The sequence below is a fragment of the Gillisella vitis genome, from assembly GCF_001541345.2.
Lineage (GTDB): Bacteria > Pseudomonadota > Alphaproteobacteria > Rhizobiales > Rhizobiaceae > Allorhizobium > Allorhizobium vitis.
On the sequence record NZ_LMVL02000005.1, the window covers coordinates 200,375 to 225,822 of the forward strand.

24 protein-coding genes, 1 tRNA gene and 2 riboswitches are annotated in these 25,448 nt (G+C 58.0%); of the genes, 18 read left to right on the forward strand and 7 right to left on the reverse strand.

The window, feature by feature from the left end:
- Nucleotides 1-16: 16 nt before the first annotated feature.
- The gene (gene thiB, locus ASB66_RS18240; RefSeq protein ID WP_060718904.1) at nt 17-1,027 is read right to left on the reverse strand and encodes a thiamine ABC transporter substrate binding subunit; all 1,011 of its coding nucleotides are present in this window, start codon (nt 1,025-1,027) and stop codon (nt 17-19) included.
- Between the two features lie 71 nt (nt 1,028-1,098).
- A riboswitch (TPP riboswitch) is annotated at nt 1,099-1,207 on the reverse strand.
- A 246-nt stretch (nt 1,208-1,453) separates the two neighbouring features.
- Here thiB and ASB66_RS18245 point away from each other — a divergent pair.
- The 3 genes from ASB66_RS18245 (at nt 1,454) to ASB66_RS18255 (ending at nt 4,797) form a co-directional block, all read left to right on the forward strand.
- Nucleotides 1,454-2,194: a hypothetical protein gene (locus ASB66_RS18245; RefSeq protein ID WP_060718745.1), complete on the forward strand. Its 741-nt coding sequence runs from the start codon at nt 1,454-1,456 to the stop codon at nt 2,192-2,194.
- A 120-nt stretch (nt 2,195-2,314) separates the two neighbouring features.
- On the forward strand, nt 2,315-4,087 hold the full coding sequence (locus tag ASB66_RS18250) for an ABC transporter ATP-binding protein/permease (protein WP_060718744.1): 1,773 nt from the start codon (nt 2,315-2,317) through the stop codon (nt 4,085-4,087).
- Between the two features lie 422 nt (nt 4,088-4,509).
- Nucleotides 4,510-4,797 (forward strand): hypothetical protein, encoded by a 288-nt coding sequence (locus tag ASB66_RS18255; RefSeq protein ID WP_060718743.1) that lies wholly within the window; start codon nt 4,510-4,512, stop codon nt 4,795-4,797.
- Between the two features lie 144 nt (nt 4,798-4,941).
- Here ASB66_RS18255 and ASB66_RS18260 read toward each other — a convergent pair whose 3' ends face one another.
- The 4 genes from ASB66_RS18260 to ASB66_RS18275 form a co-directional block, all read right to left on the reverse strand.
- A complete protein-coding gene (locus tag ASB66_RS18260) occupies nt 4,942-6,771 on the reverse strand; it encodes an ABC-F family ATP-binding cassette domain-containing protein (RefSeq protein ID WP_060718742.1) in 1,830 nt (609 codons plus the stop codon).
- Nucleotides 6,772-6,774: 3 nt separating this feature from the next.
- The gene (locus ASB66_RS18265) at nt 6,775-7,434 is read right to left on the reverse strand and encodes a thiamine diphosphokinase (RefSeq protein ID WP_060718903.1); all 660 of its coding nucleotides are present in this window, start codon (nt 7,432-7,434) and stop codon (nt 6,775-6,777) included.
- Between the two features lie 194 nt (nt 7,435-7,628).
- Nucleotides 7,629-7,877, reverse strand: coding sequence for a 30S ribosomal protein S21 (rpsU, locus tag ASB66_RS18270; protein WP_015917494.1), 249 nt, complete (start codon nt 7,875-7,877; stop codon nt 7,629-7,631).
- A gap of 35 nt (nt 7,878-7,912) precedes the next feature.
- Nucleotides 7,913-8,182 (reverse strand): hypothetical protein, encoded by a 270-nt coding sequence (locus ASB66_RS18275; protein WP_060718741.1) that lies wholly within the window; start codon nt 8,180-8,182, stop codon nt 7,913-7,915.
- 50 nt (nt 8,183-8,232) lie between these two features.
- Between ASB66_RS18275 and ASB66_RS18280 the strand changes: the two genes are divergently transcribed.
- The 7 genes from ASB66_RS18280 (at nt 8,233) to ASB66_RS18310 (ending at nt 14,944) form a co-directional block, all read left to right on the forward strand.
- Nucleotides 8,233-8,583 carry a hypothetical protein gene (locus ASB66_RS18280; RefSeq protein WP_060718740.1) on the forward strand — a complete coding sequence of 117 codons (351 nt, stop codon included), beginning with the start codon at nt 8,233-8,235 and terminating at the stop codon, nt 8,581-8,583.
- Nucleotides 8,584-8,662: 79 nt separating this feature from the next.
- Nucleotides 8,663-9,529, forward strand: coding sequence for an AAA family ATPase (locus tag ASB66_RS18285; RefSeq protein ID WP_060718739.1), 867 nt, complete (start codon nt 8,663-8,665; stop codon nt 9,527-9,529).
- 59 nt (nt 9,530-9,588) lie between these two features.
- A riboswitch (SAM riboswitch) is annotated at nt 9,589-9,666 on the forward strand.
- 69 nt (nt 9,667-9,735) lie between these two features.
- Nucleotides 9,736-10,665, forward strand: coding sequence for a homoserine O-acetyltransferase MetA (gene metA / locus ASB66_RS18290; protein WP_060718738.1), 930 nt, complete (start codon nt 9,736-9,738; stop codon nt 10,663-10,665).
- Nucleotides 10,662-11,114, forward strand: coding sequence for a GNAT family N-acetyltransferase (locus ASB66_RS18295; protein ID WP_060718737.1), 453 nt, complete (start codon nt 10,662-10,664; stop codon nt 11,112-11,114). The genes metA and ASB66_RS18295 overlap by 4 nt, the downstream gene beginning before the upstream one ends.
- A gap of 6 nt (nt 11,115-11,120) precedes the next feature.
- Nucleotides 11,121-12,308, forward strand: a complete 1,188-nt coding sequence (locus ASB66_RS18300) for a vWA domain-containing protein (protein ID WP_060718736.1) — start codon at nt 11,121-11,123, stop codon at nt 12,306-12,308.
- A gap of 177 nt (nt 12,309-12,485) precedes the next feature.
- Nucleotides 12,486-13,496: an aldose epimerase family protein gene (locus tag ASB66_RS18305; RefSeq protein ID WP_060718735.1), complete on the forward strand. Its 1,011-nt coding sequence runs from the start codon at nt 12,486-12,488 to the stop codon at nt 13,494-13,496.
- 167 nt (nt 13,497-13,663) lie between these two features.
- Entirely contained in the window at nt 13,664-14,944 is a 1,281-nt protein-coding gene (locus ASB66_RS18310) for an MFS transporter (protein ID WP_070152734.1), read from the forward strand.
- Between the two features lie 186 nt (nt 14,945-15,130).
- Here ASB66_RS18310 and ASB66_RS18315 read toward each other — a convergent pair.
- Nucleotides 15,131-15,205 (reverse strand) — tRNA-Gly (locus ASB66_RS18315).
- 306 nt (nt 15,206-15,511) lie between these two features.
- On the opposite strand from ASB66_RS18315, the gene ASB66_RS18320 reads away from it, so the two are divergent.
- The 4 genes from ASB66_RS18320 to ASB66_RS18335 all read left to right on the forward strand — a co-directional run bounded on the left by ASB66_RS18320 (nt 15,512) and on the right by ASB66_RS18335 (nt 18,290).
- A complete protein-coding gene (locus tag ASB66_RS18320) occupies nt 15,512-16,021 on the forward strand; it encodes a prolyl-tRNA synthetase associated domain-containing protein (protein ID WP_081089092.1) in 510 nt (169 codons plus the stop codon).
- A gap of 196 nt (nt 16,022-16,217) precedes the next feature.
- Nucleotides 16,218-17,216, forward strand: a complete 999-nt coding sequence (gene trxA / locus ASB66_RS18325) for a thioredoxin (RefSeq protein WP_060718901.1) — start codon at nt 16,218-16,220, stop codon at nt 17,214-17,216.
- 177 nt (nt 17,217-17,393) lie between these two features.
- Nucleotides 17,394-18,068 (forward strand): LON peptidase substrate-binding domain-containing protein, encoded by a 675-nt coding sequence (locus ASB66_RS18330; protein WP_015917484.1) that lies wholly within the window; start codon nt 17,394-17,396, stop codon nt 18,066-18,068.
- A gap of 33 nt (nt 18,069-18,101) precedes the next feature.
- Nucleotides 18,102-18,290 (forward strand): Trm112 family protein, encoded by a 189-nt coding sequence (locus tag ASB66_RS18335; protein WP_015917483.1) that lies wholly within the window; start codon nt 18,102-18,104, stop codon nt 18,288-18,290.
- Nucleotides 18,291-18,345: 55 nt separating this feature from the next.
- Here ASB66_RS18335 and ASB66_RS18340 read toward each other — a convergent pair whose 3' ends face one another.
- Nucleotides 18,346-19,560: a ubiquinone biosynthesis hydroxylase gene (locus ASB66_RS18340; RefSeq protein WP_060718900.1), complete on the reverse strand. Its 1,215-nt coding sequence runs from the start codon at nt 19,558-19,560 to the stop codon at nt 18,346-18,348.
- Nucleotides 19,561-19,646: 86 nt separating this feature from the next.
- Between ASB66_RS18340 and tesB the strand changes: the two genes are divergently transcribed.
- From tesB to ASB66_RS18360, 4 genes are all read left to right on the forward strand, one after another.
- Nucleotides 19,647-20,531 carry an acyl-CoA thioesterase II gene (gene tesB, locus ASB66_RS18345; RefSeq protein ID WP_060718733.1) on the forward strand — a complete coding sequence of 295 codons (885 nt, stop codon included), beginning with the start codon at nt 19,647-19,649 and terminating at the stop codon, nt 20,529-20,531.
- A 218-nt stretch (nt 20,532-20,749) separates the two neighbouring features.
- Nucleotides 20,750-21,100: a P-II family nitrogen regulator gene (locus ASB66_RS18350; RefSeq protein WP_015917480.1), complete on the forward strand. Its 351-nt coding sequence runs from the start codon at nt 20,750-20,752 to the stop codon at nt 21,098-21,100.
- 28 nt (nt 21,101-21,128) lie between these two features.
- A complete protein-coding gene (locus ASB66_RS18355) occupies nt 21,129-22,487 on the forward strand; it encodes an ammonium transporter (RefSeq protein ID WP_060718732.1) in 1,359 nt (452 codons plus the stop codon).
- A gap of 292 nt (nt 22,488-22,779) precedes the next feature.
- Nucleotides 22,780-25,407, forward strand: a complete 2,628-nt coding sequence (locus tag ASB66_RS18360; RefSeq protein WP_114386825.1) for a DNA translocase FtsK — start codon at nt 22,780-22,782, stop codon at nt 25,405-25,407.
- The last annotated feature ends 41 nt before the right edge of the window (nt 25,408-25,448 follow it).

Sequence of the window (25,448 nt, forward strand, 5' to 3'; positions counted from 1 at the left end):
AAAGCCATGCCAGGCCCTACTTTGAAGCCATTGCCGCCTGCCATTCCGCGATCCAGGCCTTGCGGTTGGTGGCAACCTCCTGCGGGCTCATCAGAAAGGTCTTGGCTGGCTTGACCAGACGGTCGAAAGCCTCTGGCAGCGGGGTCGAGGTCTTGGTGACAGGCATCATCCAATTGTTGGTGGGGATCTCATCCTGGAAGCCTGCGGTCAGCATGAATTTCAGGAAATCCTCGGCCAATTGCTTGTGCTTGGCGCCTTTCAGCAATCCCGCCACTTCGATCTGGATGTAATGCCCTTCCGAAAAGTCTGCGGCCTGATAACGGTCGGTGTTTTCAGAGACCATGTGATAGGCGGGTGAGGTCGTATAGGAAAACACCATCGGCACTTCGCCCTTGGTAAACAGACCATAGGCTTCCGACCAGCCGGGGGTGACGGTCAGCACCCGGTCCTTCAATTTTGCCCAGGCGGCGGGTGCATCCTTGCCATAGACGGATTTGACCCAAAGCAGCAGGCCGAGCCCCGGCGTCGAGGTGCGCGGGTCTTCGATAACGATCTTCTGGGCAGGGTCGCCTTCCACTAGTTCCTTCAGGCTTTTCGGCGGATTTTTTACGGTCTGGGTGTCGTAGACGACGGCGAAATGTCCGTAATCATAGGGCACAAACATATCGTCCTTGAAGCCGCCAGGCACCTGGGCCGAGGATGCATCAATGCCGTGGGGCGCAAAAAGCCCGGTCTGCCTGGCTTCCTCAGTGAGATTGGTGTCCAGCCCCAACGCCAGATCCGCCTCGCTGGAAGCGCCTTCCAGTTTCAAGCGGTTCAGCAGTGCCACGCCATCTTCCAGCCCGACGAACTTGACGGTGCAGCCGCAGGTTTTTTCAAACGTGGCTTTCACCTTCGGACCTGGTCCCCATTCGGAAACGAAGCTTTCATAGGTGTAGATGGTCAGCACCTTGTCTTCGGCATTGGCGGCGGGCGTGCCAATGGCGAGAAGCGCCAGCAATGCGGTTGCTGGGATGGATAGGAACATGCGTGGGGACTGGTCAGCCATGGCTTTTCCTCTTCAATTTCAATAGTGCGCGAGATGGGAAAAGGCGGCATGGCAGCCGCGCATCTAATCCCTCCGCCGGTGTTAGCCGGATCAGGTTCCGCGGGTTGGCGATGTCGCCTCTCAGCAATGGCAGACACCATTGCACCCCGTTAGATCTCTAGGAGGTTTAGCGGTGGGAAATGAAACTGACAAGGGGTGATTGCCTGGGACGGTGAGTGACCCTTCATCGATCTTGGAGGGTCAGTGGATTTCAATCGTCACGGATCAGTATCGTCATTCATATTGCGCCGAATTTGACGCAAATGAGATATTTTGTTGACGCCATGTCTAGCCTTCTGGTTTACTGCGGCTCTTAAGCTTCGATAATTATACGCTTGCTTGCCTTGGTTGATGGAGGAACATCGCATGCCATTGGAAAAAAGTGATATTGATTTTGTCTGCAACAGTGTGCGGTTTACCGGAAAATACACAGACCATGGTCAGACATGGTCTGACCTGCAGATCATGACGCTTGCCAAGGCAAGAACCATGGATAAAGGCGGTCGGGCAGAACAGTTCCTCAATCACTATCTGGCGGGCTCGGGTGAACCGATCCATTTCTCGCTTCGGACATTGATGGAAGAGGACCCCGGGGTGCGTGCTCGCATCTTTGGTACAATCAATGCGGCGCGGGCGCCGTTGAAAAATTCAAAGGGGGAAAATTCAAGGACTGCGCCAATCCTGTCCCCGTCATCTCACCCTGCCTCTTCCGGCATCGTGGATATTCCGCAAACCAATTTTCGAAATCACGATTGGCAGTTTGCGACGGGCTCATTGAATGTGAACTGGCAGTTTATTGAAGAAATCAATCGCAATGGCGTTATTATGATGAAAGTCGAGGTCTGGACGACCAACATCTACCGGTGGCATCCAGAGGATGATCGACGGACACAATGCGTGCATGAGGCGGCCGCCAACCTTCAACATCCCAAGCAGGAAAGCTATTTTCCGATTGATGATCGTATCCACGGATCTGGAATGCTTCCTGGCATGGTGACGCCGAATTATTCCAAGAAGAAGACCACGAACTATAAGCCAGCCAAGGATTTTCTGATGGTGGCCAAACCCGAAGCCGTGCTTATTCCCAAGGTGGCGCCTCCGCGTTGATCTTGTGCGGTTCAGCTGACGGGGATTTCTCTAAGGCTTTTTATGGTTGGGGAGTAGCACAACAGCGCTATCGCGGGCATGATGGGAAGCAGAACTTCTTTTCATGGCCGATCACCACTGATGACCGCATCCAAGACCACACTTCCGGACAACGAAACCGCCGCGCCGGACCTGACATTTGCCGAACAGATGCGCATGGCTGGCCAATCCTTCTGGTCCAGCCATGTCAGAGGCCGCATTCTGCTGCTGGCGCTTTCGTTGCTCGCTGTCATTCTGCTTTTGACCTACGGCCAGATATTGCTCAATCGCTGGAACCAGCCGTTTTACAACGCCTTGGAAAATCGCGATCTATCCGCGTTTTGGCAGGAATTGCGCAACTTCTTCTTCATTGCCGCCTTTTTGTTGGTCATCAATGTGGCGCAGACCTTTTTCAGCCAGATGACCGCGCTTTACATGCGTGAGGGGCTGGCGCGCGATATGGTCGATCAATGGCTGAAAGGCAGGCGGGCCTATCGGCTGTCGGTGTCCAGCCCGCTTGGCGTCAATCCGGACCAGCGCCTGCATGAAGATGCGCGCAAGCTGGCGGAATCGACGACGTCACTCACCGTCGGCCTGGTGCAATCCACCATTCTGCTCGTCAGTTTCATCAGCGTGCTCTGGAAATTGTCCGGCGATTTTTCGCTGACCTTGTTTGGCCATCAGATCGCCATTCCCGGCTATATGGTCTGGGCGGCGCTGATCTATGCCGGCGGCGCGGCGGTGGCCAGTAATCTGGTCGGGGCGACGCTGACCCGTCTCAACGCCACCCGCTATGCCCGCGAGGCCGAGCTTCGCGCCGCCTTGATGCGCAGCAACGAGCATCTGGAGCCGATTGCCCTGGCGCGTGGCGAGGATGTCGAGCGCGGCCAGATCCATTCCACCATCGACCGAGTGCTGGCGATTATTTCCAAGCTGGCGCTGGCGCTGACCAATCTGACCTGGGTGTCGGCGGCCTTCGGCTGGCTGGCGCTGATCGTGCCGGTGCTGATCGCCTCGCCAGCCTATTTCGGCGGCACGATGACCTTCGGCGGCCTGATGATGGCAGCCTCCGCGTTCACGCAGGTCTATACGGCCTTGCGCTGGTACGTCGATAATTTCGGGGCGATTGCCGATTGGAAGGCGACGCTGCTGCGGGTGATGGTGCTGCGCGCCGCCCTGATCGAACCGGCGCTGACCGAGACGGTGGAAGGCCAGATCCGGGTCGAGGCCGGTAAACCAGGCGAACTGGCTTTCGAGGATGTCTATATCCGCACCCCCGTCGAGGCGGAGGCTCATTGGGGCGGTTATCATCTGAAAGAGGACAATCCCACCATCCTTGCCGGTGAACATGTGATGGTCAACGGTGATCCCGGCATCAACCGGCGGCAATTCTTCAATGCCATCGCCGGACTCTGGCCCTATGGCGAAGGCTTGATCCGTTTGCCGCAGGAAGATCATATCCTGTTCGTGCCGCAGTCCCCCTATATGCCGGAGGGGCGGTTGCGGGACATCCTGGCCTATCCCGAGGACGCCTCCACCTATGGTGACGAGGCGATGACGCTGGCGCTGAAGACGGTCAAGCTCAGCCGCCTTGCTAGCGCGCTGGACGAGCGGCAGCGTTGGGACCGGGTGCTGGACAAGGATGAGCAGATGGCGCTGGCCTTTGCCCATATCCTGTTGCGCAAGCCCCGCTGGGTGGTGTTCAACGATGTGCTTGATGGCGTGGAACCGGAAACGGCGACAATCCTCACCGGCGTGATGACGCAGTTAGAGGAGGCGACGCTGATCTATATCGGCCGCGCCCAAGGCTTTATCGATGCGGTATCGCCGCGCATCCTGCATCTGGAGCGGATGGACGTGCCGGTGCCGGAATAGACCTGCTTGACGGCATAGCTCGTTAAAGCGAGCTTCATCTCGTCCGATTTAAGAAATTATCCAGTAGACTCTCTGCCCGCAGAAGCTTACTGCATAATCTTTAAACCAGATATGGATTAAAAAAGCGAAATTGCGCGCCAAGCAGACTGTGACATTGCCCCCGGGGCGTTCTGCACAGGCGCACGCAATATCAGAATTCATTGGGCCGTTTTCCACGTGCCACCGCATCATGCCAATAGCCGTTCACAATGGCAGTCGGTATTCCGTTGCGACTATCTCAAGCCTTTAAGGCACTTGAGATGGTCGTTTTTTTTTCAAGGCAGGGATGCGTGCGCGTCTTCGGGCCTTGGTATAACACAAAAGAGACAGAGCATTTCCTGGGGCGTCCTTGGCGCTGGAAATGGTCCCACTAGAGGCTGGATATGATCGAATTGACACCCACGCAGATCCGCGGATTGAAGCTTGCCAAGGACGGCGATCTATATCCCCAGCCGCTGAAGAAATGGACGCATTTGAACGCGGAGGTCACGTATTCCAGGACCGACCGTTTCAAGGAACGGCCGCAGAAGATCAAGTTTCTCACCACCACGACCGTGACGGAACTGACGGACCTGGGCCTGCTGGAACGGTGCAATACCGCTGAAGAAGCCGAGCAAGATTCCCGCCGGATCACCATGGCCGGCAAGATGTGGCTGCTCAAAACCAAATAATGGTTAATGCATCATTCTTTAAACCGGAATCGGTTTAAAGGGAAAACTATGCAGTAGATATAAAGCTCTACAGCGCCGTGCGCCATATATGGCGTACGGCGCTGTAGAGCGAGCTTTGCGCAGGCTGCTATAGAGCGCTTGGCGCTACCCCTCCAGCTCTTCGCGCAGCATTTCCAGTTCCAGCCATTCCTCTTCCATGCGGGCGATGGACTGACGCAGCGTTTCCATTTCGGCGGCGAGCTTGTTGAACGTGGCGGGATCCTTCACGAACAGATTGGGATCGGCCATTTTTGCCTCCCGCAGCGCGATCTCTTTCTCGGCCTTTTCCATTTCCTTCGGCAGGTTTTCCAGCGCGAATTTCTGCTTGAAGGACAGCTTTCCCTTGGTCTTGGCTGTCGTATCGGCGCTTTTGCCGCCGCTGTCCTGCGTCTTGGCTTTTTCCGCTTTTTCCACGCGCTTGCGCTCGTCTTCCACACCCCGGCGCTGCGCCAGCATGTCGGAATAGCCACCGGCATATTCGATCCAGTGGCCATTGGGGGCCTCCGGATTGGCGGGGGCGATGGTCGAGGTCACGGTGCGGTCGAGGAAATCACGGTCATGGCTGACGAGGATGACGGTGCCGGAATACCCGGTGACGATTTCCTGAAGCAGGTCCAGCGTCTCGATGTCGAGGTCGTTGGTCGGCTCGTCGAGGATCAGCAGATTGGAGGGCTTGGCCATGATCCGCGCCAGCATCAGCCTGGCCCTTTCGCCGCCGGACAGGTTGCGGATCGGGGTGCGGGCCTGTTCCGGCTGAAACAGGAATTCCTTCATATAGCCGGTCACATGTTTCTGCTCGCCATTGACCAGCAGGTTCTCGCCGCGCCCATCGGTCAGGTAATTGGCCAGCGTGTCATCAGGGTTCAGGTCCTCGCGCTTCTGGTCAAGCGTGGCAATCTCCAGATTGGTGCCGAGCTTGATTGTGCCTTCGTCAGGCGAGAGCTGGCCGGTCAGCATTTTCAACAGCGTGGTTTTGCCAGCGCCATTCGGGCCGACCAGGCCGATACAGTCGCCGCGGTGCACGCGGATTGAAAACGGCGCGATAATCGTCCGCTCGCCATAGGCCTTGGTGATCTTGTCAGCCTCGATCACCAGCTTGCCGCTTTCCTTGCCCTCGGTGGCACTGGCAAGGATTGTTCCTTGCGGACCTTTATGGCCGCGATAGTCGGCGCGCAGGGTCTGGAGGTTGCCGAGCCGGCGCATATTGCGCTTGCGCCGTGCCGTTACGCCGTAGCGCAGCCAATGTTCTTCACGCTCAATGGCTTTGCCGAGCTTATGCTGTTCGATCTCTTCTTCTTCCAGCACCTTGTCGCGCCATTCCTCGAAATGGCCAAAGCCGCGCGCCAGACGGCGCGACAGGCCGCGATCCAGCCAGACGGTGGCGGTCGAGCATTTTTCCAGGAAGCGTCTGTCATGGGAGATCAGCACCAGGGCGCTGCGGGTCTTGCGCAACTCTTCTTCCAGCCATTCGATGGTCGGCAGGTCGAGATGGTTGGTCGGCTCATCCAGCATCAGGATGTCGGGTTCCGGTGCCAGCACCCGGGCGAGGGCTGCGCGGCGCGCTTCGCCGCCCGACAGGCTTTTCGGATCTTCCTGGCCGCTCAGGCCCAGATGTTCCAGCAGATAGGTGACCCGGTAGGGATCGTCGCCGGGGCCAAGGCCTGCCTCGGCATAGGCCTGCACGGTGGCGTGGCTGCCGAAATCCGGGGCCTGTTCGAGATAGCGGATGGTGGCCGAGGGGTGGCGGAACACTTCGCCCGACTGGGCCTCGACCAGACCGGCAGCGATCTTCATCAAGGTGGATTTGCCCGAGCCGTTGCGACCGACAAGGCAGATGCGATCGCCCGGTTCGACTTGCAGGCCTGCGCCGTTGAGCAGCGGTGCGCCGCCGAAGGACAGGAAGATATTATCAAGTTTCAGGATTGGCGGTGCCAAGGGTCACGCTCCGGTCATGTCATAAGGGCGGGCAAGGATCACGGCGTCGCCGCTGCCAAGCGACAGCGTTACCGAACCTTCGGCCACATTGGAAATGGTGCGGGACGATCCGAACGGCAGATCGAAACCCTGCAATGGATAGCGGGCGCCGAGAATGGTCAACCCGGCAAGCGCGGAAAAGCCGAGAATGGAAAACAACGAACCCTGCGGCAGGTCCAGGGTCACGGTTTTACCCGGCAGAAGCGGCCATGCCTCTTCCTCGCCGGATGTGAGGTGCAGATCAAGCCCCTGGGCGGCCAGCGCCACCGCCAGCAGTAGATGCATTATCGCATGGTCTGATCGTTCTCCTCCGAGCGCGCCCGCCAGCAGCAGAGAGGTCGCGCCGCGCTTGCGGGCTTCTTCAATGGCGATTTCACCATCTGTGAGGTTCTTGCGAGCGGGATAGGGAAGGCGCGGAATATCCGGAAACCGGTCTGCGGGAAGATCGTCGGAACTGTCGAAATCGCCCACCCAAAGCTCAGGTGTCATTCCCAGCGGTTCGGCATGGCGCATGCCGCCATCGGCAGCGATAGCGCGGGTTCCTGCAACGGTGCCGAGCAGCCGGGGCGTGATGGCGAGGGGACCGCCGAGCAGAATGGTGAAGGTGCTTTCCGTCATGGCCATGCCATAACGCATCTGAGGCCAAATGCAAAAGGCGTTCCGTGATCAACGGAACGCCTGCGGCATTTTCCAGTCCGATTGCCCGAGGCACGGTTGGCTTGAGCCCACTGACCTGGAACAAAGGATTCGAGACCTGCACGGATTTGCCCGGTCTCGATTTTATGGCGAAGGGGGATATACCCCTTGCCCTTCGGCCCTTACCCTTGGGCGCGTGGTGCAAAAACTTTTTTCTTCGGCGCAGGCAGAAGGCCCTCGCGCTGAAGCTTCTTGCGGGCCAGCTTGCGGGTGCGGCGCACGGCCTCGGCCTTTTCGCGGGTCTTCTTTTCCGACGGCTTTTCATAGGCCGAACGGGCCTTCATTTCACGAAACAGGCCTTCGCGCTGCATTTTCTTCTTCAGCACGCGCAATGCCTGCTCAACATTGTTATCCCTGACGAGTACCTGCACTGTCTCTCCTTTGATGGTTGAGGATGATAATCTGGTTATTTCGAATTGACGGGCGCCAGCCAGGCGGCACCCGGCTTTTGTGTTTTTGAGGCCGTGCCGGACCGTGGTGAACGGCTGACATCGATCTCGTCCTCGGCAATCGACCGGTCGAACGTTTCGCTTTCGAAGCGCACCCGATACCGTCGCGCACCCTGGGATTCCGGCAGGGTGGCAAGCACCTTGCACACGCCGACCGACCGGGAGAGCCTGACGGGACCATCTTTCAGGACGACCATGTCGCCTGTCTTGTATAAATGCGCCGTCATGCCGGTCTCCTTGCAGGATTACTGCTCACGGATCAAATGCCGAAACGAAAATGCGCCGGGAAACCGCTTTGGTTTCGCCGTGGCGAAAAGATGCGGACAACAATGCAAACGGCGCGGTGCGGATTTTTGCAGTGCTGTTCGCCGATACCGGCGCTCACGTGTCGCTACAAAAAAAGATAGTCCCTGCCCATCCTGCCGTCGAACCGCACCCGGTTCAGCGGCACAGACAAAAACCGGAACGTCCGGCCTTGCAGTTCAGTCAGGCAGAGGAAAGTTTAACTCATGCCCATTCGGGGCCAAAGCGCTTTCCTGCCGGAAAAGGTGACCCCATCCTGAATGGTCGAGCAGGATGTGGGGGCCAAAGTGGCAGATTTCAAACAAAATACAAGCTTTATTTGTGAAGAGATTGGCCTGCACCGGCTTGTCGCTGGCTGTGCTGCTGATTACTTTCACCGAAATTCACGATGAATTGGAGAGATCATGCCATTTACCGGGCAATTCACCGGAAGCGCGGATTATATCGCCGACAAGGACCTGACGGTGGCCGTCAATGCGGCCATCGCTCTGGAACGGCCGCTGCTGGTCAAAGGTGAACCAGGCACCGGCAAGACCGAGTTGGCCCGCCAGGTTGCCGCAGCACTCCGTCTCGACATGATCGAATGGACGATCAAATCCACCACAAAGGCGCAGCAGGGCCTTTACGAATATGATGCCGTGTCGCGCCTGCGCGATAGCCAGCTGGGCGATCCGCGTGTCAGCGATATCGGCAATTATATAAGGCGCGGCAAGCTCTGGGAAGCCTTTGCCGCAGGCCGGAAAACCGTGTTGCTGATCGACGAGATCGACAAGGCCGATATCGAGTTTCCCAACGATCTGTTGCAGGAACTGGATCGGATGGAGTTTCACGTCTATGAGACCGGCGAGCGGGTGAAGGCGCAGGTGCGCCCGATCGTCATCATCACCTCCAACAATGAGAAAGAGCTACCCGACGCCTTCCTGCGTCGCTGTTTCTTCCATTATATCCGCTTTCCGGATGCCGAGACGCTGGCGCGGATCGTCGAGGTTCATTATCCCGGCATCAAGCAGCGCCTGCTCCAGGCGGCCCTGACCCGGTTTTACGAAATCCGCGAAACGCCGGGCCTGAAAAAACGTCCATCGACCTCGGAAGCCCTGGACTGGATCCGCCTGCTGGTGGCCGACGAGGTCGATCCCGCCGATTTGCGCAGCGACGCCGCCAATGCCCTGCCGAAACTGCATGGCGCGCTTTTGAAGAATGAGCAGGACGTGCATCTGTTCGAGCGGCTGGCCTTCATGGCCCGGCGGGATGGAGCGCGGGACGGACGCTGATCCGTGCTGCGGTGCAGCTTATGTTTTCATTGATTCGTAACGGGTGAAGGCGTAAATAGCCGTCTTCTCGTGGTGATTTGGCCGGCCGGCTTGCAGCCACGTAAAATAAATTGCTAAAGGGCCGAGGCAAGTTATCCAAGACTTTCCGAGGCCGATGGCGATAGCAAAGCTGCCGCACCGTGCCGTGACAGGAAAGTTTAAAGCCGATGCCGATCAAGATTCCCGATACGCTCCCCGCCTTCGACGCCCTCGTTCATGAGGGTGTGCGGGTCATGACGGAAACCGCAGCGATCCGTCAGGATATTCGCCCGTTGCAGATCGCCCTGCTCAATCTCATGCCCAACAAGATCAAAACCGAGGTGCAGTTTGCCCGGCTGATCGGCGCATCGCCATTGCAGGTGGAACTGACCTTGGTGCGGATCGGCGGGCATAAGGCCAAGAACACGCCCGAAGAGCATCTCCTGTCCTTCTACCAGACCTGGGAAGAGGTGAAGCACCGCAAGTTCGACGGACTGATCATTACCGGTGCCCCGGTGGAAACGCTGCCCTTTGAAGACGTCACCTATTGGAGCGAGATACAGCAGATTCTCGACTGGACGGAAACCAATGTCCACACGACGATGAATGTCTGCTGGGGGGCGATGGCGGCGATCTATCACTTCCACAAGGTGCCGAAACAGGCGCTGAAAGAAAAGGCTTTCGGCGTGTTCCGCCATCGTAATCTCGCGCCGTCCTCCATCTATCTCAACGGCTTCTCGGATGATTTCCAGGTGCCGGTCTCACGCTGGACCGAGGTACGCCGCGCCGATATCGAAAAAGTGCCGAACCTGAACATCCTGATGGAATCCGACGAGATGGGTGTCTGCCTGGTGCAGGAGGACAAGGGAAACCGGCTCTACATGTTCAATCACGTCGAATATGACTCCACCTCGCTGGCGGATGAATATTTCCGCGACGTCAGCGCCGGCATCCCGATCCGTTTGCCGTATGATTACTTTCCGCACAACGATGATACACTGACGCCGCTCAACCGCTGGCGCAGCCATGCGCATCTGCTGTTTGGAAACTGGATCAACGAGATGTATCAGACCACCAGCTATGATTTGAACGATATCGGCAAGGGGCGCGCAAAATGACCGGCGATCTTCTGGTCCGTCCCCTGATTGTTGATGATGAGGCAGACTGGCGCCGCCTGTGGCGCGCCTATCTCGCCTTTTACCAAACGGAACTGCCGGAAGAGGTCTATGCGACCACCTTTGCCCGACTGACGGGGCAGGGAACTGGCGAATTTCGCGGGTTTCTGGCTGTGGCCAAGGGGAAAGCTGTGGGCCTTAGCCATTATGTCTTTCATCGGTCCTGCTGGTATATTGCCGATGTCTGCTATCTTCAGGATCTCTATGTCGATCCTGAAGTCCGTGGGCTTGGCATCGGTCGGGCGCTGATTGCAGCAGTTAACGCCGCGGCGGCGGAAGCTGGCGCGGGCAAGGTCTACTGGATGACCCAGGAGTTTAACAGCACGGCCCGGCGTCTCTATGATCAGGTGGCGGACAAAACCCCCTTTATCATCTACCAGCAACCGCTCTGAGCGCCGATGTTCCTGCCCTTCTTCCTCAAGCTCAAACAACAGAAAATCCCGGTCTCACTGGGGGAATATCTGGCCTTGCTGCAAGGGGTGGAGCGGGGCCTTGTCGATTTCGATATTGAGGCTTTCTATTATTTGGCGCGCACGACGCTGATCAAGGATGAGCGGCATATCGACCGTTTCGATCTGGCCTTTGCCGAATGTTTCAAGGGATTGGAAGCGACAGGTGGGCCGCAGCCGGGTGTGTCTGAGACCGCTCTGCCGGAAGACTGGCTGCGCAAGCTGACCGAAAAACACCTGTCCGACGAAGACAAGAAACTGATCGAAGCCATGGGTGGTTTCGACAGGCTGATGGAAACGCTGAAACAGCGGTTGGCCGAGCAGAAGGAGCGCCATCAGGGTGGCTCGAAATGGATCGGCACAGCGGGGACATCGCCTTTCGGGGCCTATGGCTATAATCCGGAAGGGGTGAGGATCGGCCAGGACGGATCACGCCATCGCCGCGCTGTCAAGGTGTGGGATCAGCGGGAGTTTCGCAATCTCGACGATTCCGTTGCGCTTGGGACCCGCAATATCAAAGTTGCCCTGCGCCGGTTGCGGCGGTTCGTACGGCAAGGCGCCCCGGACGAATTTGATTTGGGTGGCACGATCCGTGCGACGGCGGAGCATGGCTATCTTGACATCAAGACCCAGGCGGAACGGCGCAATGCCGTCAAGCTGTTGATGTTCTTCGATATCGGCGGCTCCATGGACGATCACGTCAAAGGCGTGGAGGAGTTGTTTTCGGCAGCCCGGTCGGAATTTCGGCATATGGAGCATTTCTACTTCCACAATTGCCTTTATGAGCGCGTATGGAAAGACAATCGCCGCCGCCGGACCGATCTCATCCCGACGGAAGAGATTATCCGAACCTATGGCCCGGATTACCGGGTGATCTTTGTCGGAGATGCGGCGATGAGCCCCTATGAGATCACCATGATCGGCGGATCGGTGGAACATTGGAATGGCGAACCCGGCGCCTTCTGGCTGTCGCGCATGACGGAGCATTTTCGCAAATGTTTGTGGCTCAACCCGATGCAGCAGGAGCATTGGGCCTATACCCATTCCATCGGTTTGATTTCGCGTCTCATGGGCGGACGAATGCACCCTCTGACGCTTGGCGGGTTGGAGGATGCGGCACGGGAACTGTCGCGCTAATCCACCCCACATCGTCTATGGTGCGCTGATGTTTGCTGTAACGCCTTATGGTTGCTGGATATTTTATCTGTAAACGATTTCGGTTTGAGGAATTATGCAATAAACCTATCTGACACAGCAGAAACGACGACGCGCCCGCCTAAGGCAGGCACCGTCGATGCAAGGGTGAGGAAGCATATGCAGCGTCTGGAATTTGGCACGACCACCAAGGGTGAAACGGTAGAGCAGGTCACGCTGCATGGCGGTGGCTTGAAGGCCAAGGTGTTGACCTGGGGGGCCGCGATCCAGGATCTCAGGATGGAGGGCCATGTGGCGCCGCTGGTGCTGGGTTTCGAGCGGTTCGAGGATTATGCGATCCATTCTCCCTATTTCGGAGCGACGCCTGGGCGGTTGGCCAATCGTATTGCTAACGGACGTTTCACCCTTGATGGTGAAGACTATCAACTGGAATGCAACGAGCGTGGTCTCACCCATTTGCATGGCGGCAGCGACGGCATTGGCAGGCGCAATTGGACGATTGCCGATCTCGACCGTGACCGGGTGGTGCTTGAGATCACCGATCCGGCTGGCCGGGCGGGCTATCCCGGCAATGCCCACATCCGGGCGACCTATCACCTCCAGGATGATGGTGTGTTGTCTGTGGTCTATGAGACGACCACGGACGCGCCGACACTCGCCAATCTCTGCCAGCATTCCTATTTCAATCTGGATGATTCGCCTGACATGCTGGATCATGAGTTGATGATTGCCGCCGACCATTATCTACCTGTCGATGACCGGCTGATCCCGACCGGAGAGCAACGCCCTGTGATTGGTACGCCGTTTGATTTCCGGCAGATGGGCGTGATGCGCCGGACAGAGGACGGCGTTCAGGTTCCCTTCGACAACAATTTCTGTCTGTCGCAGACACGGGTGGCCAAGCGCAGCGTCGCCATGGCCCGTAGCCTGAAATCCGGCGTTTCCATGGAGGTGCGTACCACCGAACCCGGCGTTCAATTCTACGCAGGCGTCTACCTGAATATACCGGTTTCCGGTCTTGAGGGCCGTCGCTACGGTGCTTATGCCGGTTTCTGTTTGGAAACCCAGATTTGGCCGGATGCCATCAACCAACCCGGTTTCTCAAGTGCTGTCCTGCGGCCCGGTGAAACCCTGCGGCAGGAAACGGATTATGTGTTTTCTGCGAGCTGATGGTTTTTTGCACGGCTTTGTCCAAGAGTGTGCGGGGAACAATTAAGCGTGTAATCCTATTTACATTACCCGTCCCCGCGGCACCCGCAGGAGGTTGCATGATTCGTTGAATCGGACCCGATTCAAACAGGAAATTATGCAAGGGGAGGGTTGTGGGAGGACATGACTTGGTTTCCGAAAAAGCACTGATTTCAAAAATCACCTGGCGGCTGATGCCGTTTCTGGGGCTTCTCTACTTGATCGCCTATATTGATCGGCAGAATGTCAGCTATGCGAAATTGCAAATGGTCGATGCGCTGGGCCTCAGCGAATATGCCTATGGGCTTGGGGCATCGCTGTTCTTCATCGGCTATTTTCTATTTGAAGTGCCGAGCAATCTCTTTCTCGAACGGTTCGGCGCCAGCCGCTGGTTTGCCCGCATTCTGGTGTCCTGGGGCGCTGTAACCATTGCGCTTGCCTATACCCAGAACGCGACGATGTTTTACATCCTGCGCTTTCTGCTGGGCGTCTGCGAGGCGGGGTTCTTTCCGGGCGTGCTCTATCTGCTGACCCTCTGGTTTCCAAGAGACTATCGGGGCCGGATGGTTGGCCTGTTCATGATTTTCAGCGCCCTCGCCAATGCCATTGGCGCGCCCTTGGGCGGTGTCTTGCTCGATCTCGACGGTTTCCTCGGCTATCAGGGTTGGGAATGGGTCTTTCTGGCCACCGGTATTCCGGCGGTTCTGGCTGGTATCGTCACCTGGTTTTACCTTGCCGACACGCCGGCCAAGGCACATTTTTTGACGGATGCGGAAAAAGCCTGGCTTCAGGCACGGCTGGATGCTGAAAACACCGGAATGGATAGCAATGCCGACAATGGCTTCAAGGCGCTGATCAATCCGCGCGTGCTGCTGATGTCGCTCTGCTATGTCGGCTTTCCGCTGGCAGCCTACGGTTTGAGCTATTGGCTGCCAACCATCGTCAAGGGGTTTGGCGTATCCAATACGGTGAATGGTCTGATCAACATCATCCCCTGGGTTGCTGTTGCCATTGCGCTCTATGTTGTGCCATCGGCGGCTGACCGGACGGAAAACAAGACGCCTTATATCGTCATCCCGGCCTTTGTCGGGGCTGTCAGCCTTGTGATGTCGGCAGTGCTAACAGACCAGGTGCTGCAATTTGCGTTTCTGTGCCTGGCCGCCGCCGGGATCTTCGCAGGCCAGCCGGTGTTCTGGAGCCTGCCATCGCGCTTCCTGAAAGGGGCCGGCGCTGCTGCCGGTCTGGCGGCCATCAATTCGGTCGGCAATCTCGGCGGTTTCGTTGCCCAGAATGTCGTGCCGCTGATCCGCGACCAGACCGGCAGCACGATTGCTCCGATGTTCTTCCTGGCCGCCTGCCTCGCCATTGCTGGCGTGCTGGTCATCATCATTGGCAGGGTGATGGGACACAAGCCGATACGGGCGAGCTGACGGACTTCGCATTCTGGTGTCGCCATTCGGAGCGCGTTTGGCGACGCTACTTTTCCTAATGGCAAGTTTTGGTAGCTTATCAGGGAAGGTTTTTCACGTCTGTAACGCCCAAACCGGTCGTTCAGATACGGAAAACGCGATCTCCCTTTCGGGAAATCATACACTTGAATTCATCTTTGGAAAAATTGGAGCGGGCGAAGGGATTCGAACCCTCGACCCCAACCTTGGCAAGGTTGTGCTCTACCCCTGAGCTACACCCGCTCATTGTCCATCGGTCCGGGGTAGTAAGCTGAACCGTGGGTCGCTGTGTTGCGGCGACGGGCGGTATATGGCCCAACTGCTTTTCGATTGCAACAGGGAAATGACGGCGGCTCCAAGATTTTTTCCAATCAAGGCGTAAGTTATTCTGTGGCAATGAGAATTTTGAACGTTTCGTGAGGCCCGGAAATGAGCGCTGGTCAGGGACTGTTTGAGTAGACGATCGGCGCATAAAACAGTTGAAGGAGATCGCTTGATATCGTTTAACCGCAGGGTGCCGCCGAGACTATATTCTGAAGCAGGACCATCATGACAGAGATTGTGCCGAAATCGCCCGCAGACCTGTTTGCCTTTCTCGATAGCCTCGGCATCGAGCACCGGACAGTCTCACATCCGCCAGTCTTTACCGTGGCAGAATCGGTATCCCTACGCGATGAGATCCCTGGCGGCCATACCAAGAACTTGTTCGTCAAGGACAAGAAGGATCAGTTCTTCCTGCTGGTGGTCGAGGAAAACGCCATTGTCGATCTGAAGACCGTCCATACGCTGATTGGTGCGGCCAGCAAGGTATCGTTTGGCAAGCCGGAAAAGCTGATGGAATATCTGGGTGTCGTCCCCGGCTCGGTGACGGCGTTCGGGGCAATCAATGACACGGGCAACAAGGTGACATTCGTTCTGGATGCAGACCTGATGCAGCACGAGATCATCAATTGCCATCCGCTGTCGAATGACGCTACAACCTCGATTGGCCGGGACGACCTTCTGCGCTTTCTGATGGCGACTGGACATGAGGCAATCGTCTTGAAAATCACGGCCTGAGGTACGATTTAAACGCTTACACGGTTCCTTGAAATCCAAGAAACCCTGTAAAGATCACGGGGCCGGGACAAGGCTTCAACATGGTTCCCGATATCTGTTGCGGTATGAAACGGAACTTGCGGACGGTGGAAATAAGGCGGCACCTGGAATGCGTTTGCAAAACGCCCGGGCTGTCATGAACAGGCGGGAGATGGTGATGAGCAATTCTGGTAATCCATACGGCGGCTCCTATGGCGGGCAGATGACTGCGAATGCGCAATTCGGCACGGCGCCTGCTGCGGCAGCACCAGCGTCTGCAGGAGCGACGCCCGCTGGTGGTCTGATCAAGGATACGACCACTCAGGGCTTTGCCAAGGATGTGCTGGAAGAATCCCGCCGCCAGCCGGTCCTGGTGGATTTCTGGGCGCCCTGGTGTGGCCCTTGCCGCCAGTTGACGCCGATCATCGAAAAGGCAGTCAATGAGGCCAAGGGCAAGGTCAAGCTGGTCAAGATGAATATCGACGAGCATCCGGCCATTGCCGGTCAGCTTGGTATCCAGTCCATCCCTGCGGTTGTCGCCTTTGTCGATGGCCGTCCTGCCGATGGCTTCATGGGCGCGCTGCCGGAAAGTCAGGTCAAGCAGTTCATCGACAAGCTAGGCGGACCAGACGGCGGTGCCGATCAGGCGGCGGAAATCGAGGCTGTGCTGGAAGAAGCCAAGGGGCTTTACGACGGCGGCGATTTTGACGGTTCGGCCCAGCTTTATGCAGCGGTCATGCAGGCCGATCCGGAAAATGCCAAGGCGGTTGCCGGTATTGCCGAATGCATGCTTGCCCTCAACCAGCATGAACGGGTGCGCCAGATTGTCGATGGCCTGCCCGAAGAATTGGCGAAAGCCGCAGAAATCCAGGCCGTAGCCAAAAAGCTGGAGCAAATCGAAGAGGCCCGCAAGCTGGGTGATCCGGTGGCGTTGGAACAGCAACTGTCCCTTAATCCTGACGATCACGAGGCACGGCTGAAGCTTGCCAAGATCCGCAATGTCGAGGGCAAGCGTGAAGACGCAGCCGATCATCTACTGCTGATCATGAAAAAAGACCGGACCTTCGACGACGATGGCGCCCGCCGCCAACTGGTTGAATTTTTCGAGGTCTGGGGCCCGAAGGATCCCGCCACCATTCAGGCTCGGCGCAAGCTGTCTTCGATCCTGTTTTCGTAACGGGCTTGAAGGCAGAGAATAGGAGGAGCCCTGTTCAAGGGCCGATCCCTATACGTTCAGAGCGGCGGAAGTTGTGTTCTGTGGCAGGCGCATCTTGAGATTTGCCGGGCGCATGCCACATTATAAGGAATTAAAGAGCGACAGGGCATTGGCTCGGTGCTCTTTCAGGAGGTTGGAATGCAGGTCGGCAATGCGCGATATCTGACGGCGGCTGATTTTCCGGAGACATTGCCGGTTTTTCCGCTGGCAGGAGCTCTTCTGCTGCCCGGTGGGCAATTGCCACTGAATATATTCGAGCCGCGCTATCTGGAAATGTTCGATGCCGCGCTGCGCAGCAATCGGCTGATTGGCATGATTCAGCCGGCATTGACTGAGCCCTATGAGATCGCCACCGGCATTCCGGCCCTGTGCAGCATGGGATGTATCGGTCGGATTACCTCTTTCGCCGAGACGGGCGATGGCCGCTATATTCTGTCGCTGGGTGGAATCTGCCGTTTCCGGCTGAGTGAAGAGCTGAAAACCACCCATCCATTCCGCACGGTGCGAATTTCGCCGTTCATGGCCGATCTGGCGGCTGAAGGCCAGGAAAACAGCGTGGATCGGGAGCGGTTGCTCGCGGTGTTTCGGGCCTATCTCGATGCCAACAAGCTGGAGGCGGATTGGGAGAGCGTCCAGCGCGCCAGCAATCTGACCCTTGTCAATTCCTTGTCGATGATGTCGCCTTTTACGCCTGCTGAAAAACAGGCCTTGCTGGAGGCCACCGATCTGCATAGCCGCACAGAAACGCTGATTGCCATTACCGAAATCTATCTGGCACGCGGTTTCGGTGATGTGGAGCCGGTTTTACAGTAACGGTGAATGGGCAGACAATGAAGGAGCGCAGCCATGGATCAGCGGATGAACGGTGTCGATCCGAAAATGCTGGAATTGCTGGTCTGCCCGCTGACCAATGGCCGCTTGACCCTTAACCGGGAAAACAACGAGCTGGTCTCGGAAAAGGCAAGGCTTGCCTATCCTATTCGCGATGGCATTCCGATCATGCTGGTCTCGGAAGCCCGCAAGATTGAAGACTGAAGGCGCTGGTTAGGGCCATTCATTGGCCCCGCCAAATCGCCTGCCGGACATTTTGTCAGATCGACTGACCGGTCAGAAGTTTCGGGCCGCCCTTCACCGCTGTTCCTGCTGCCTCGGAAATGAAATAGCTTTTCAGTTTCGGCAGCCGCTCCACCAGACCCAGCCCGAAATCCCGGGCGATTCTGACCGGGGTAATATCGTTGGAAAACAGCCGGTTCAGCACGTCGGTGGTAACGCCCATGCGGAAGGTGTCGAAGCGCCGCCAGGTCTGGTAGCGTTCCAGAACCGTGAGGTCGCCGATATCAAGGCCGAGGCGATCGGCATCGACGATTGTTTCCGCCAGCGCCGCCACATCCTTGAAGCCAAGATTGAGGCCCTGACCGGAAATCGGATGTATACCATGCGCCGCATCGCCTGCCAGCGCCAGTCGTGGCCCGATGAAAGAGCGGGCCAGCGTCAGTCCCAGCGGAAAGGCCCGGCGGTCACCGGTGGCGCGGATAGCGCCAAGCTTGTGGCCGAAACGGCGCTCCAGTTCGGTTTCGAACATCAGGTCGTCTTCGGCGACCAGACGGTCGGCATCCTCGCTACGCTCGGTCCAAACCAGCGACGAGCGATTGCCGGTCAAGGGCAGGATGGCGAAGGGTCCGGCAGGCAGGAAATGTTCCTCTGCCACGCCTCCATGCGGACGCTCATGTTCGACCGTGGTGACAATCCCGGACTGGCCATAGGCCCAGGTGACGGTCTTGATCCCCGCCATGTCCCTGATGCGCGAGCGCACGCCGTCACAGGCGACAACTAAGCGGCAGCCAAGGGTTGTGCCATCGGAAAGCGCGACTTCGGCTTTATGGCCGGTCACGGAAAAGCCTGCGGCTTTCACGCCATGGCGGATGGAAATTCCGGCCTCACCGGCAGCGTCAAGAAGCGCACCGACCATGGCGACATTGGGCACCATATAGGCGAAAGGCTTGCCTTCCTCGACTTCGCCGTCAAAGGTCAGGTAGACGGGCCGGACCGGATCGCTGGTGCGCGAATCGGTCACGATCATCCGGTTGATCGGCTGGGACTGCGGTTCGATGGCGCTCCAGACACCGAAAACCTCCAGCATTTTGGTGGCCGCCGCAATCACCGCCGAGGCCCGGGGGTCCTTGCGCCACTGGCCTTCGGGGGCTGCTTCGATTACCGTCACGTCCAGATGCGGCGCGGCGCGCTTGACGGCGAGCGCCGCCGAGAGACCGACATATCCGCCTCCGACTACAACCAGATCCGCCATCATCTACTCCCTTACAGCTTGTATCGTGCTTCTGGTCTTATATAGATCAGTTGGACCCGACTTCCTACCGCCGGAGCTTTTCCAAAATGCCGCAGACAGAAAATTCCGCTACACCGATGGAAAAACTGATCGAAACGCTGAACCTGGAGGCATTGGAAGTCAATTTGTTCCGAGGCACCAGCCCGCAGGTCGGTTGGCAACGAGTGTTCGGCGGCCAGGTCATCGCCCAGGCGTTGATGGCAGCGCAGCGCTGTGTCGACGGTGAGCGGTATGTTCACTCCCTGCATGCCTATTTCCTGCGTCCCGGCGATCCCGCTGTGCCAATTCTTTATCAGGTCGAGCGAACCCGTGACGGTGCCAGTTTTTCGACCCGCCGGGTCGTTGCCATCCAGCACGGCCAGATGATCTTTTCGATGTCGGCCTCTTTCCAGCAAGAAGAAGAGGGCTTTTCCCACCAGCTCGTCATGCCCAATGTGACGCCGCCGGAAGGGTTGATGGGGGAGCGGGAATTTCGCGAAATGTTTTTGTCGCAAGCGCCCGCCCATATCCGGGCCTATTGGGCAAGGGAGCGGCCGGTGGAATTTCGCCCCACCTCCTTCCTGCATTATCTGACAAAGGACAAGCTGGAACCGAAGGCTGATATCTGGGTGCGGATGACCGGTACGGTGCCGGATGACCGCCGCCTGCAGGCAGCCGTGCTGGCCTATCTCTCCGACATGACGCTTCTGGATGTCGCACTCTATGCTCACGGTGTTTCCGTTTTCGACCAGCGCATCCAGGCCGCCAGCCTTGACCATGCGATGTGGTTCCACCAGCCCGACAAGCTCGATGACTGGCTGCTCTATTCCCAGGACAGCCCCAGCGCGTCGGGTGGCCGGGGAATGACCAGAGGCTCAATTTATACGCGGACAGGTCAGCTGGTTGTTTCCGTTGCCCAGGAGGGCTTGATTCGGAAAAAGGCAAATGATTAAATTTTGTGCGATTTTTTGAATTTGCACAAAAAAAACCATGTTTTCGCCCATTCCTGTGCCTTTTTTTTGGCGCTCTCCATTATAACTATTGTATTTCAATAGCTTAACTTCCTCCTGAAACTTGGCACACGGTTTGAATGTAGGATGATAGTCGCTGCCCCCTGTCGTAGGTCGGCGTCGAGGAGAGACGGCGTTTTTCGCCGAGGATAAACCAGAGGATGGGAAACCAGATGAAGATTGTGATGGCCATTATCAAGCCGTTCAAGCTGGACGAAGTGCGCGAAGCACTGACGGCTGTCGGTATCCAAGGCCTGACCGTCACGGAGGTCAAGGGATATGGGCGGCAGAAGGGGCACACGGAAATCTATCGCGGCACGGAATATGCCGTGAGCTTCCTGCCCAAGCTGAAGATCGAGGTCGCCGTAGCGACGGATGTCGCCGACAAGGCAGTGGAAGCAATCGCCTCTGCTGCCAAGACCGGTCAGATCGGCGATGGAAAGATTTTCGTCTATGGGATCGATCAGGCGGTGCGTATCCGCACCGGTGAAACCAATACCGAAGCCTTGTAAGACCGGCCGTCAAGGGGAGTTCATATAGATGTCGTTTTCCACATTCAAATCTCAAGCCTTGCGCCTCGGGGCTGCATCGGCGGCCTTGATGGCGCCAGCGATCGCCTTTGCGCAGGATGCAGCGCCAGCTGTTGCCGCAGCGGCTGCTCCGGTTCCCGATAAGGGCGATACCGCCTTCATGTTCCTGTCCACCATCCTGGTTCTGTTCATGGCCGTTCCCGGCCTTGGCCTGTTCTACGGCGGCCTGGTGCGCGCCAAGAACATGCTGTCCGTGCTGATGCAGTGCACGGTCATTGCCGCCATGGTGATGATCGTCTGGGTTATCTATGGCTATTCCTTCGCCTTCGGCGGCGGCGAGAGCCCGTTCTTCGGTGGCTTTGCCAAGATGTTCCTGGCTGGCGTCGACACCACGACAACTGCTGCTACCTTCAGCAAGGGCGTCGTCATTCCTGAATATATCTTCATGCTGTTCCAGATGACCTTCGCGGCCATCACGCCGGCCCTGATCATCGGCGCCTTCGCGGAACGCATCAAGTTCTCGGCTGCGATCCTGTTCTGCCTGCTTTGGGTTACCTTCGTCTATTTCCCGGTCGCCCATATGGTCTGGGATGCCAAGGGCTATCTCTTCGGTCTCGGCGCCCTTGATTTTGCTGGCGGCACGGTCGTTCACATCAATGCCGGTGTTGCCGGTTTGATTGGCGCGATCCTGGTCGGCAAGCGCACAGGCTATGGCAAGGACATGATGGCCCCGCATTCCATGACGCTTACCTATGTCGGTGCCGCCATGCTCTGGGTCGGCTGGTTCGGCTTCAACGCCGGGTCCAACCTCGAAGCCTCCGGCGGTGCGATGCTCGCCACCGTCAACACCTTCATTGCCACGGCTGCGGCTATCCTGTCTTGGTGCGTGGTTGAATCCTTCACCCGCGGCAAGGCCTCGATGCTGGGCGCTGCCTCCGGTATGATTGCTGGCCTCGTTGCCATCACGCCTGCCGCCGGTATCGTCGGCCCGATGGGCGCAATCGTCATGGGTGTGATCGTTTCGCCGCTCTGCTACTTCTTCGTCTCTGTCGTGAAGAACAAGTTCGGCTATGACGACACGGCTGACGTGTTCGGCGTGCATGGCATTGGCGGCATGTTCGGCGCTATTTCCACCGGCATTTTCGCCAGCGCTTCGCTGGGTGGCGTCGGTTATGTCGGCGAACAGACGATGGGCGGCCAGGTTATGGTACAGCTTCAGGCCGTGGTCATCACGGTCCTGTGGACCGGTATCGGCTCTGCGATCCTCTACAAGATCGTCGATGTCATCGTTGGTCTGCGTGTGCCAGTTGAAGCCGAGCGCGAAGGTCTCGACCTCGCCTCTCACGGTGAAGCTGCCTATCACTCTTAATCCCTGTTGCTCCCGATTTCGGGGGCCGATCAAGCAGCTTCGTTAAAAGAAAACCAACCCGGGCCTCGTGCCCGGGTTTTTTGATTCTGGAAAATCGCGCTCTATATACCCTGATAGGGAAAAACTGGTTGAGCCACTTTGGCGAGACGGGCTTTCGACCGGACGGGTCATCCATGGTTAAAGGAGCGTTAACCCGTATTCTGGTAATCTCATTATTCGCAAGCCGGTTCGGGTCCTGCCCGGCGCATCCGGTTTCCAAATTTGTTGACATTGCACTGGCAGGCGAACACCTATGAGCAGAAGCACGCTGGCAGTATTGGAAGAGCGGTCGCCTCGGATGATCGTGATGGGTTTCATCATGCGGCAATTCCTGGCTCTGCTTGGTTTTGCGCTGTTTCTCGGGTTGGTGGCGGCTATTGCCGCGCTGGCGACCTGGAATGTGGCCGATCCGAGTTTTTCCTATGCGACCAGCCGGGCGCCCACCAATATTCTCGGTTATCCCGGCGCTGTGTTCGCCGATCTCTCCATGCAGTTTTTCGGGCTCGCCTCGGTCGCGGCGCTGCTGCCTGTGCTGGCCTGGTCGCTTTCGCTGATCTCCGGCCGTAAGATCACACGCCTGCCACGTCGGCTTGCCGCCTGGGGCACCGGGGCGGTTGCGGGCGCTGCCGTGTTCGGCTGTTTTCCGCCGCCGGGAACCTGGCCCATTCCCAACGGCATCGGTGGGGTGATCGGCGACATGATCCTGCGTTTTCCTGCATTGTTTGTCGGAGCCTACCCAACTGGAACGTTTGCCATGGTGCTGGGCGTGATTTTCATCGCCCCGATGCTGTGGTTGATGTTGTTTGCTGCCGGTATCATCGGCAATGAAGAGGACGATTTCGAAGCGGAAATTCTGGCTGCCCGTGCAAGCGCACAGGCGGGGTCTCGCAAGAGCAAGGCCGTGCCTATCGTCGATGAGGATGAAGACGATGACGATCGTACAGGGCCTTTCGCGCTGGCTGCCGGTGCGCTCGCCCATGTCTGGTATACCGGTCAGGCCCGGATGCGGCGTCTCGCCGGTCTGAAGCCAAAAAGGCGCGAGCGGTCGGATTTCGACCAGCCCTACGACTTCAATGATGATGAGGTTGTGCCGGTTCAGGCTGGACGTCCAGACCACCGCGCCGATCCATCCTTTGAGCCGGGTGAGCGGAGTGCGGGCCGTCGCCGTATCGCGCCGCCGCCGGTGTCGCCGGAGGACGCGCATGACGAGCCACCCTTTGACCTGCGCACCCGTGGTCGCTCGGCTGATGACATCCTATTCGACGATGAAGACGAGGACCGTGCTGCAAAGCCTTCTGCCCGCCGTGTTGCCCCTGCCGCAGAGCGTCCGCGCCCGGCTCCGGTGTCTGGTCCCAGAGGGGCGCGCGGCTTTCAACTGCCGTCGGTTCAACTTCTGGCCGAGCCGCGTGCGGTTGCCAAGGATGCTAGCCTGTCCGCCGATCAGCTTGAACACAATGCCCGGACGCTGGAAGGTGTGCTGGAGGATTTCGGCGTCAAAGGTGACATTATCGAAGTGCGTCCCGGCCCGGTCGTCACACTGTATGAGCTTGAGCCAGCGCCAGGAATCAAATCATCCCGCGTTATCGGTCTTGCCGATGATATTGCCCGCTCGATGAGCGCCATTGCCGCCCGTGTTGCCGTCGTGCCGGGCCGCAACGCCATTGGCATCGAATTGCCGAACCGCACTCGCGAAACCGTGTATCTGCGGGAAATGATCGGCAGCCGCGACTTCAACGGCTCGACAGCCAAGCTGCCGATGGCGCTGGGCAAGACCATTGGCGGTGAACCTGTGATCGCCGACCTCGCCAAGATGCCGCATCTGTTGGTGGCTGGTACGACGGGGTCGGGCAAGTCGGTGGCGATCAACACCATGATCCTGTCGCTGGTCTACCGCCTGCCGCCGGAAAAATGCCGGTTGATCATGATCGATCCGAAAATGCTGGAATTGTCGATCTATGATGGCATTCCGCATCTGCTCTCGCCTGTTGTCACCGATCCGAAAAAGGCTGTCGTCGCCTTGAAATGGACGGTGCGCGAGATGGAAGAGCGCTACAAGAAGATGTCGAAGATCGGCGTGCGCAACATCGACGGGTTCAATAGCCGCGTCGAGCAGGCGATTGAGAAAGGCGAAGTGCTGACCCGCACCGTGCAGACCGGCTTCGACCGGCAGACCGGCGAGGCCATGTACGAGACCGAAACCTTTGATTTGCAGCCGATGCCCTATATCGTTGTGATCATCGACGAGATGGCCGACCTGATGATGGTGGCGGGCAAGGATATCGAAGGCGCGGTGCAGCGCCTGGCGCAGATGGCGCGCGCGGCGGGTATCCACGTCATCATGGCAACGCAGCGTCCATCCGTGGACGTGATCACCGGCACCATCAAGGCGAACTTCCCGACCCGTATTTCCTTCCAGGTCACCTCGAAGATCGACAGCCGCACCATTCTGGGCGAGCAAGGTGCCGAACAACTGCTGGGCATGGGCGATATGCTCTACATGGCTGGCGGCGGACGCATCCAGCGTGTTCACGGACCTTTCGTCTCGGATAATGAGGTGGAAGACATCGTTGCCTATCTGAAAACCCAGGGCGCGCCGGATTATCTTGATGCGGTGACCATCGATGAGGACGACGACGAAGGCGGCGGACCGGCAGGAACCGGCAATCTGGCCGAATCGGACGATCCCTATGACCAGGCCGTCGCCGTCGTGCTTCGGGATGGAAAAGCCTCGACCTCCTATGTTCAACGTCGGCTGGGCATCGGCTATAACCGAGCCGCATCGCTGATTGAGCGCATGGAGCAGGAAGGCATTATCGGCCCGGCCAACCATGCGGGCAAACGCGAAATCCTCGTTCCGACGGAAGCTGACATCGAGCGGTGACGGCAACAGGCTGGTGTGGAACGTCCAGGCGTCGAAAGACG

Coding starts and splice junctions, on each gene's coding strand:
- ASB66_RS18295 (WP_060718737.1), top strand. CDS start 10,662: ATGACCGGCGATCTTCTGGTCCGTCCCCTGATTGTTGATGATGAGGCA.
- tesB (WP_060718733.1), top strand. CDS start 19,647: ATGCCGCAGACAGAAAATTCCGCTACACCGATGGAAAAACTGATCGAA.
- ASB66_RS18245 (WP_060718745.1), top strand. CDS start 1,454: ATGCCATTGGAAAAAAGTGATATTGATTTTGTCTGCAACAGTGTGCGG.
- ASB66_RS18300 (WP_060718736.1), top strand. CDS start 11,121: ATGTTCCTGCCCTTCTTCCTCAAGCTCAAACAACAGAAAATCCCGGTC.
- ASB66_RS18355 (WP_060718732.1), top strand. CDS start 21,129: ATGTCGTTTTCCACATTCAAATCTCAAGCCTTGCGCCTCGGGGCTGCA.
- ASB66_RS18250 (WP_060718744.1), top strand. CDS start 2,315: ATGACCGCATCCAAGACCACACTTCCGGACAACGAAACCGCCGCGCCG.
- ASB66_RS18280 (WP_060718740.1), top strand. CDS start 8,233: ATGCGCCGGGAAACCGCTTTGGTTTCGCCGTGGCGAAAAGATGCGGAC.
- ASB66_RS18305 (WP_060718735.1), top strand. CDS start 12,486: ATGCAGCGTCTGGAATTTGGCACGACCACCAAGGGTGAAACGGTAGAG.
- trxA (WP_060718901.1), top strand. CDS start 16,218: ATGAGCAATTCTGGTAATCCATACGGCGGCTCCTATGGCGGGCAGATG.
- ASB66_RS18350 (WP_015917480.1), top strand. CDS start 20,750: ATGGGAAACCAGATGAAGATTGTGATGGCCATTATCAAGCCGTTCAAG.
- ASB66_RS18320 (WP_081089092.1), top strand. CDS start 15,512: ATGACAGAGATTGTGCCGAAATCGCCCGCAGACCTGTTTGCCTTTCTC.
- ASB66_RS18330 (WP_015917484.1), top strand. CDS start 17,394: ATGCAGGTCGGCAATGCGCGATATCTGACGGCGGCTGATTTTCCGGAG.
- ASB66_RS18340 (WP_060718900.1), bottom strand. CDS start 19,560: ATGGCGGATCTGGTTGTAGTCGGAGGCGGATATGTCGGTCTCTCGGCG.
- ASB66_RS18265 (WP_060718903.1), bottom strand. CDS start 7,434: ATGGCCATGACGGAAAGCACCTTCACCATTCTGCTCGGCGGTCCCCTC.
- ASB66_RS18255 (WP_060718743.1), top strand. CDS start 4,510: ATGATCGAATTGACACCCACGCAGATCCGCGGATTGAAGCTTGCCAAG.
- ASB66_RS18335 (WP_015917483.1), top strand. CDS start 18,102: ATGGATCAGCGGATGAACGGTGTCGATCCGAAAATGCTGGAATTGCTG.
- metA (WP_060718738.1), top strand. CDS start 9,736: ATGCCGATCAAGATTCCCGATACGCTCCCCGCCTTCGACGCCCTCGTT.
- ASB66_RS18285 (WP_060718739.1), top strand. CDS start 8,663: ATGCCATTTACCGGGCAATTCACCGGAAGCGCGGATTATATCGCCGAC.
- ASB66_RS18275 (WP_060718741.1), bottom strand. CDS start 8,182: ATGACGGCGCATTTATACAAGACAGGCGACATGGTCGTCCTGAAAGAT.
- thiB (WP_060718904.1), bottom strand. CDS start 1,027: ATGTTCCTATCCATCCCAGCAACCGCATTGCTGGCGCTTCTCGCCATT.
- ASB66_RS18360 (WP_114386825.1), top strand. CDS start 22,780: ATGAGCAGAAGCACGCTGGCAGTATTGGAAGAGCGGTCGCCTCGGATG.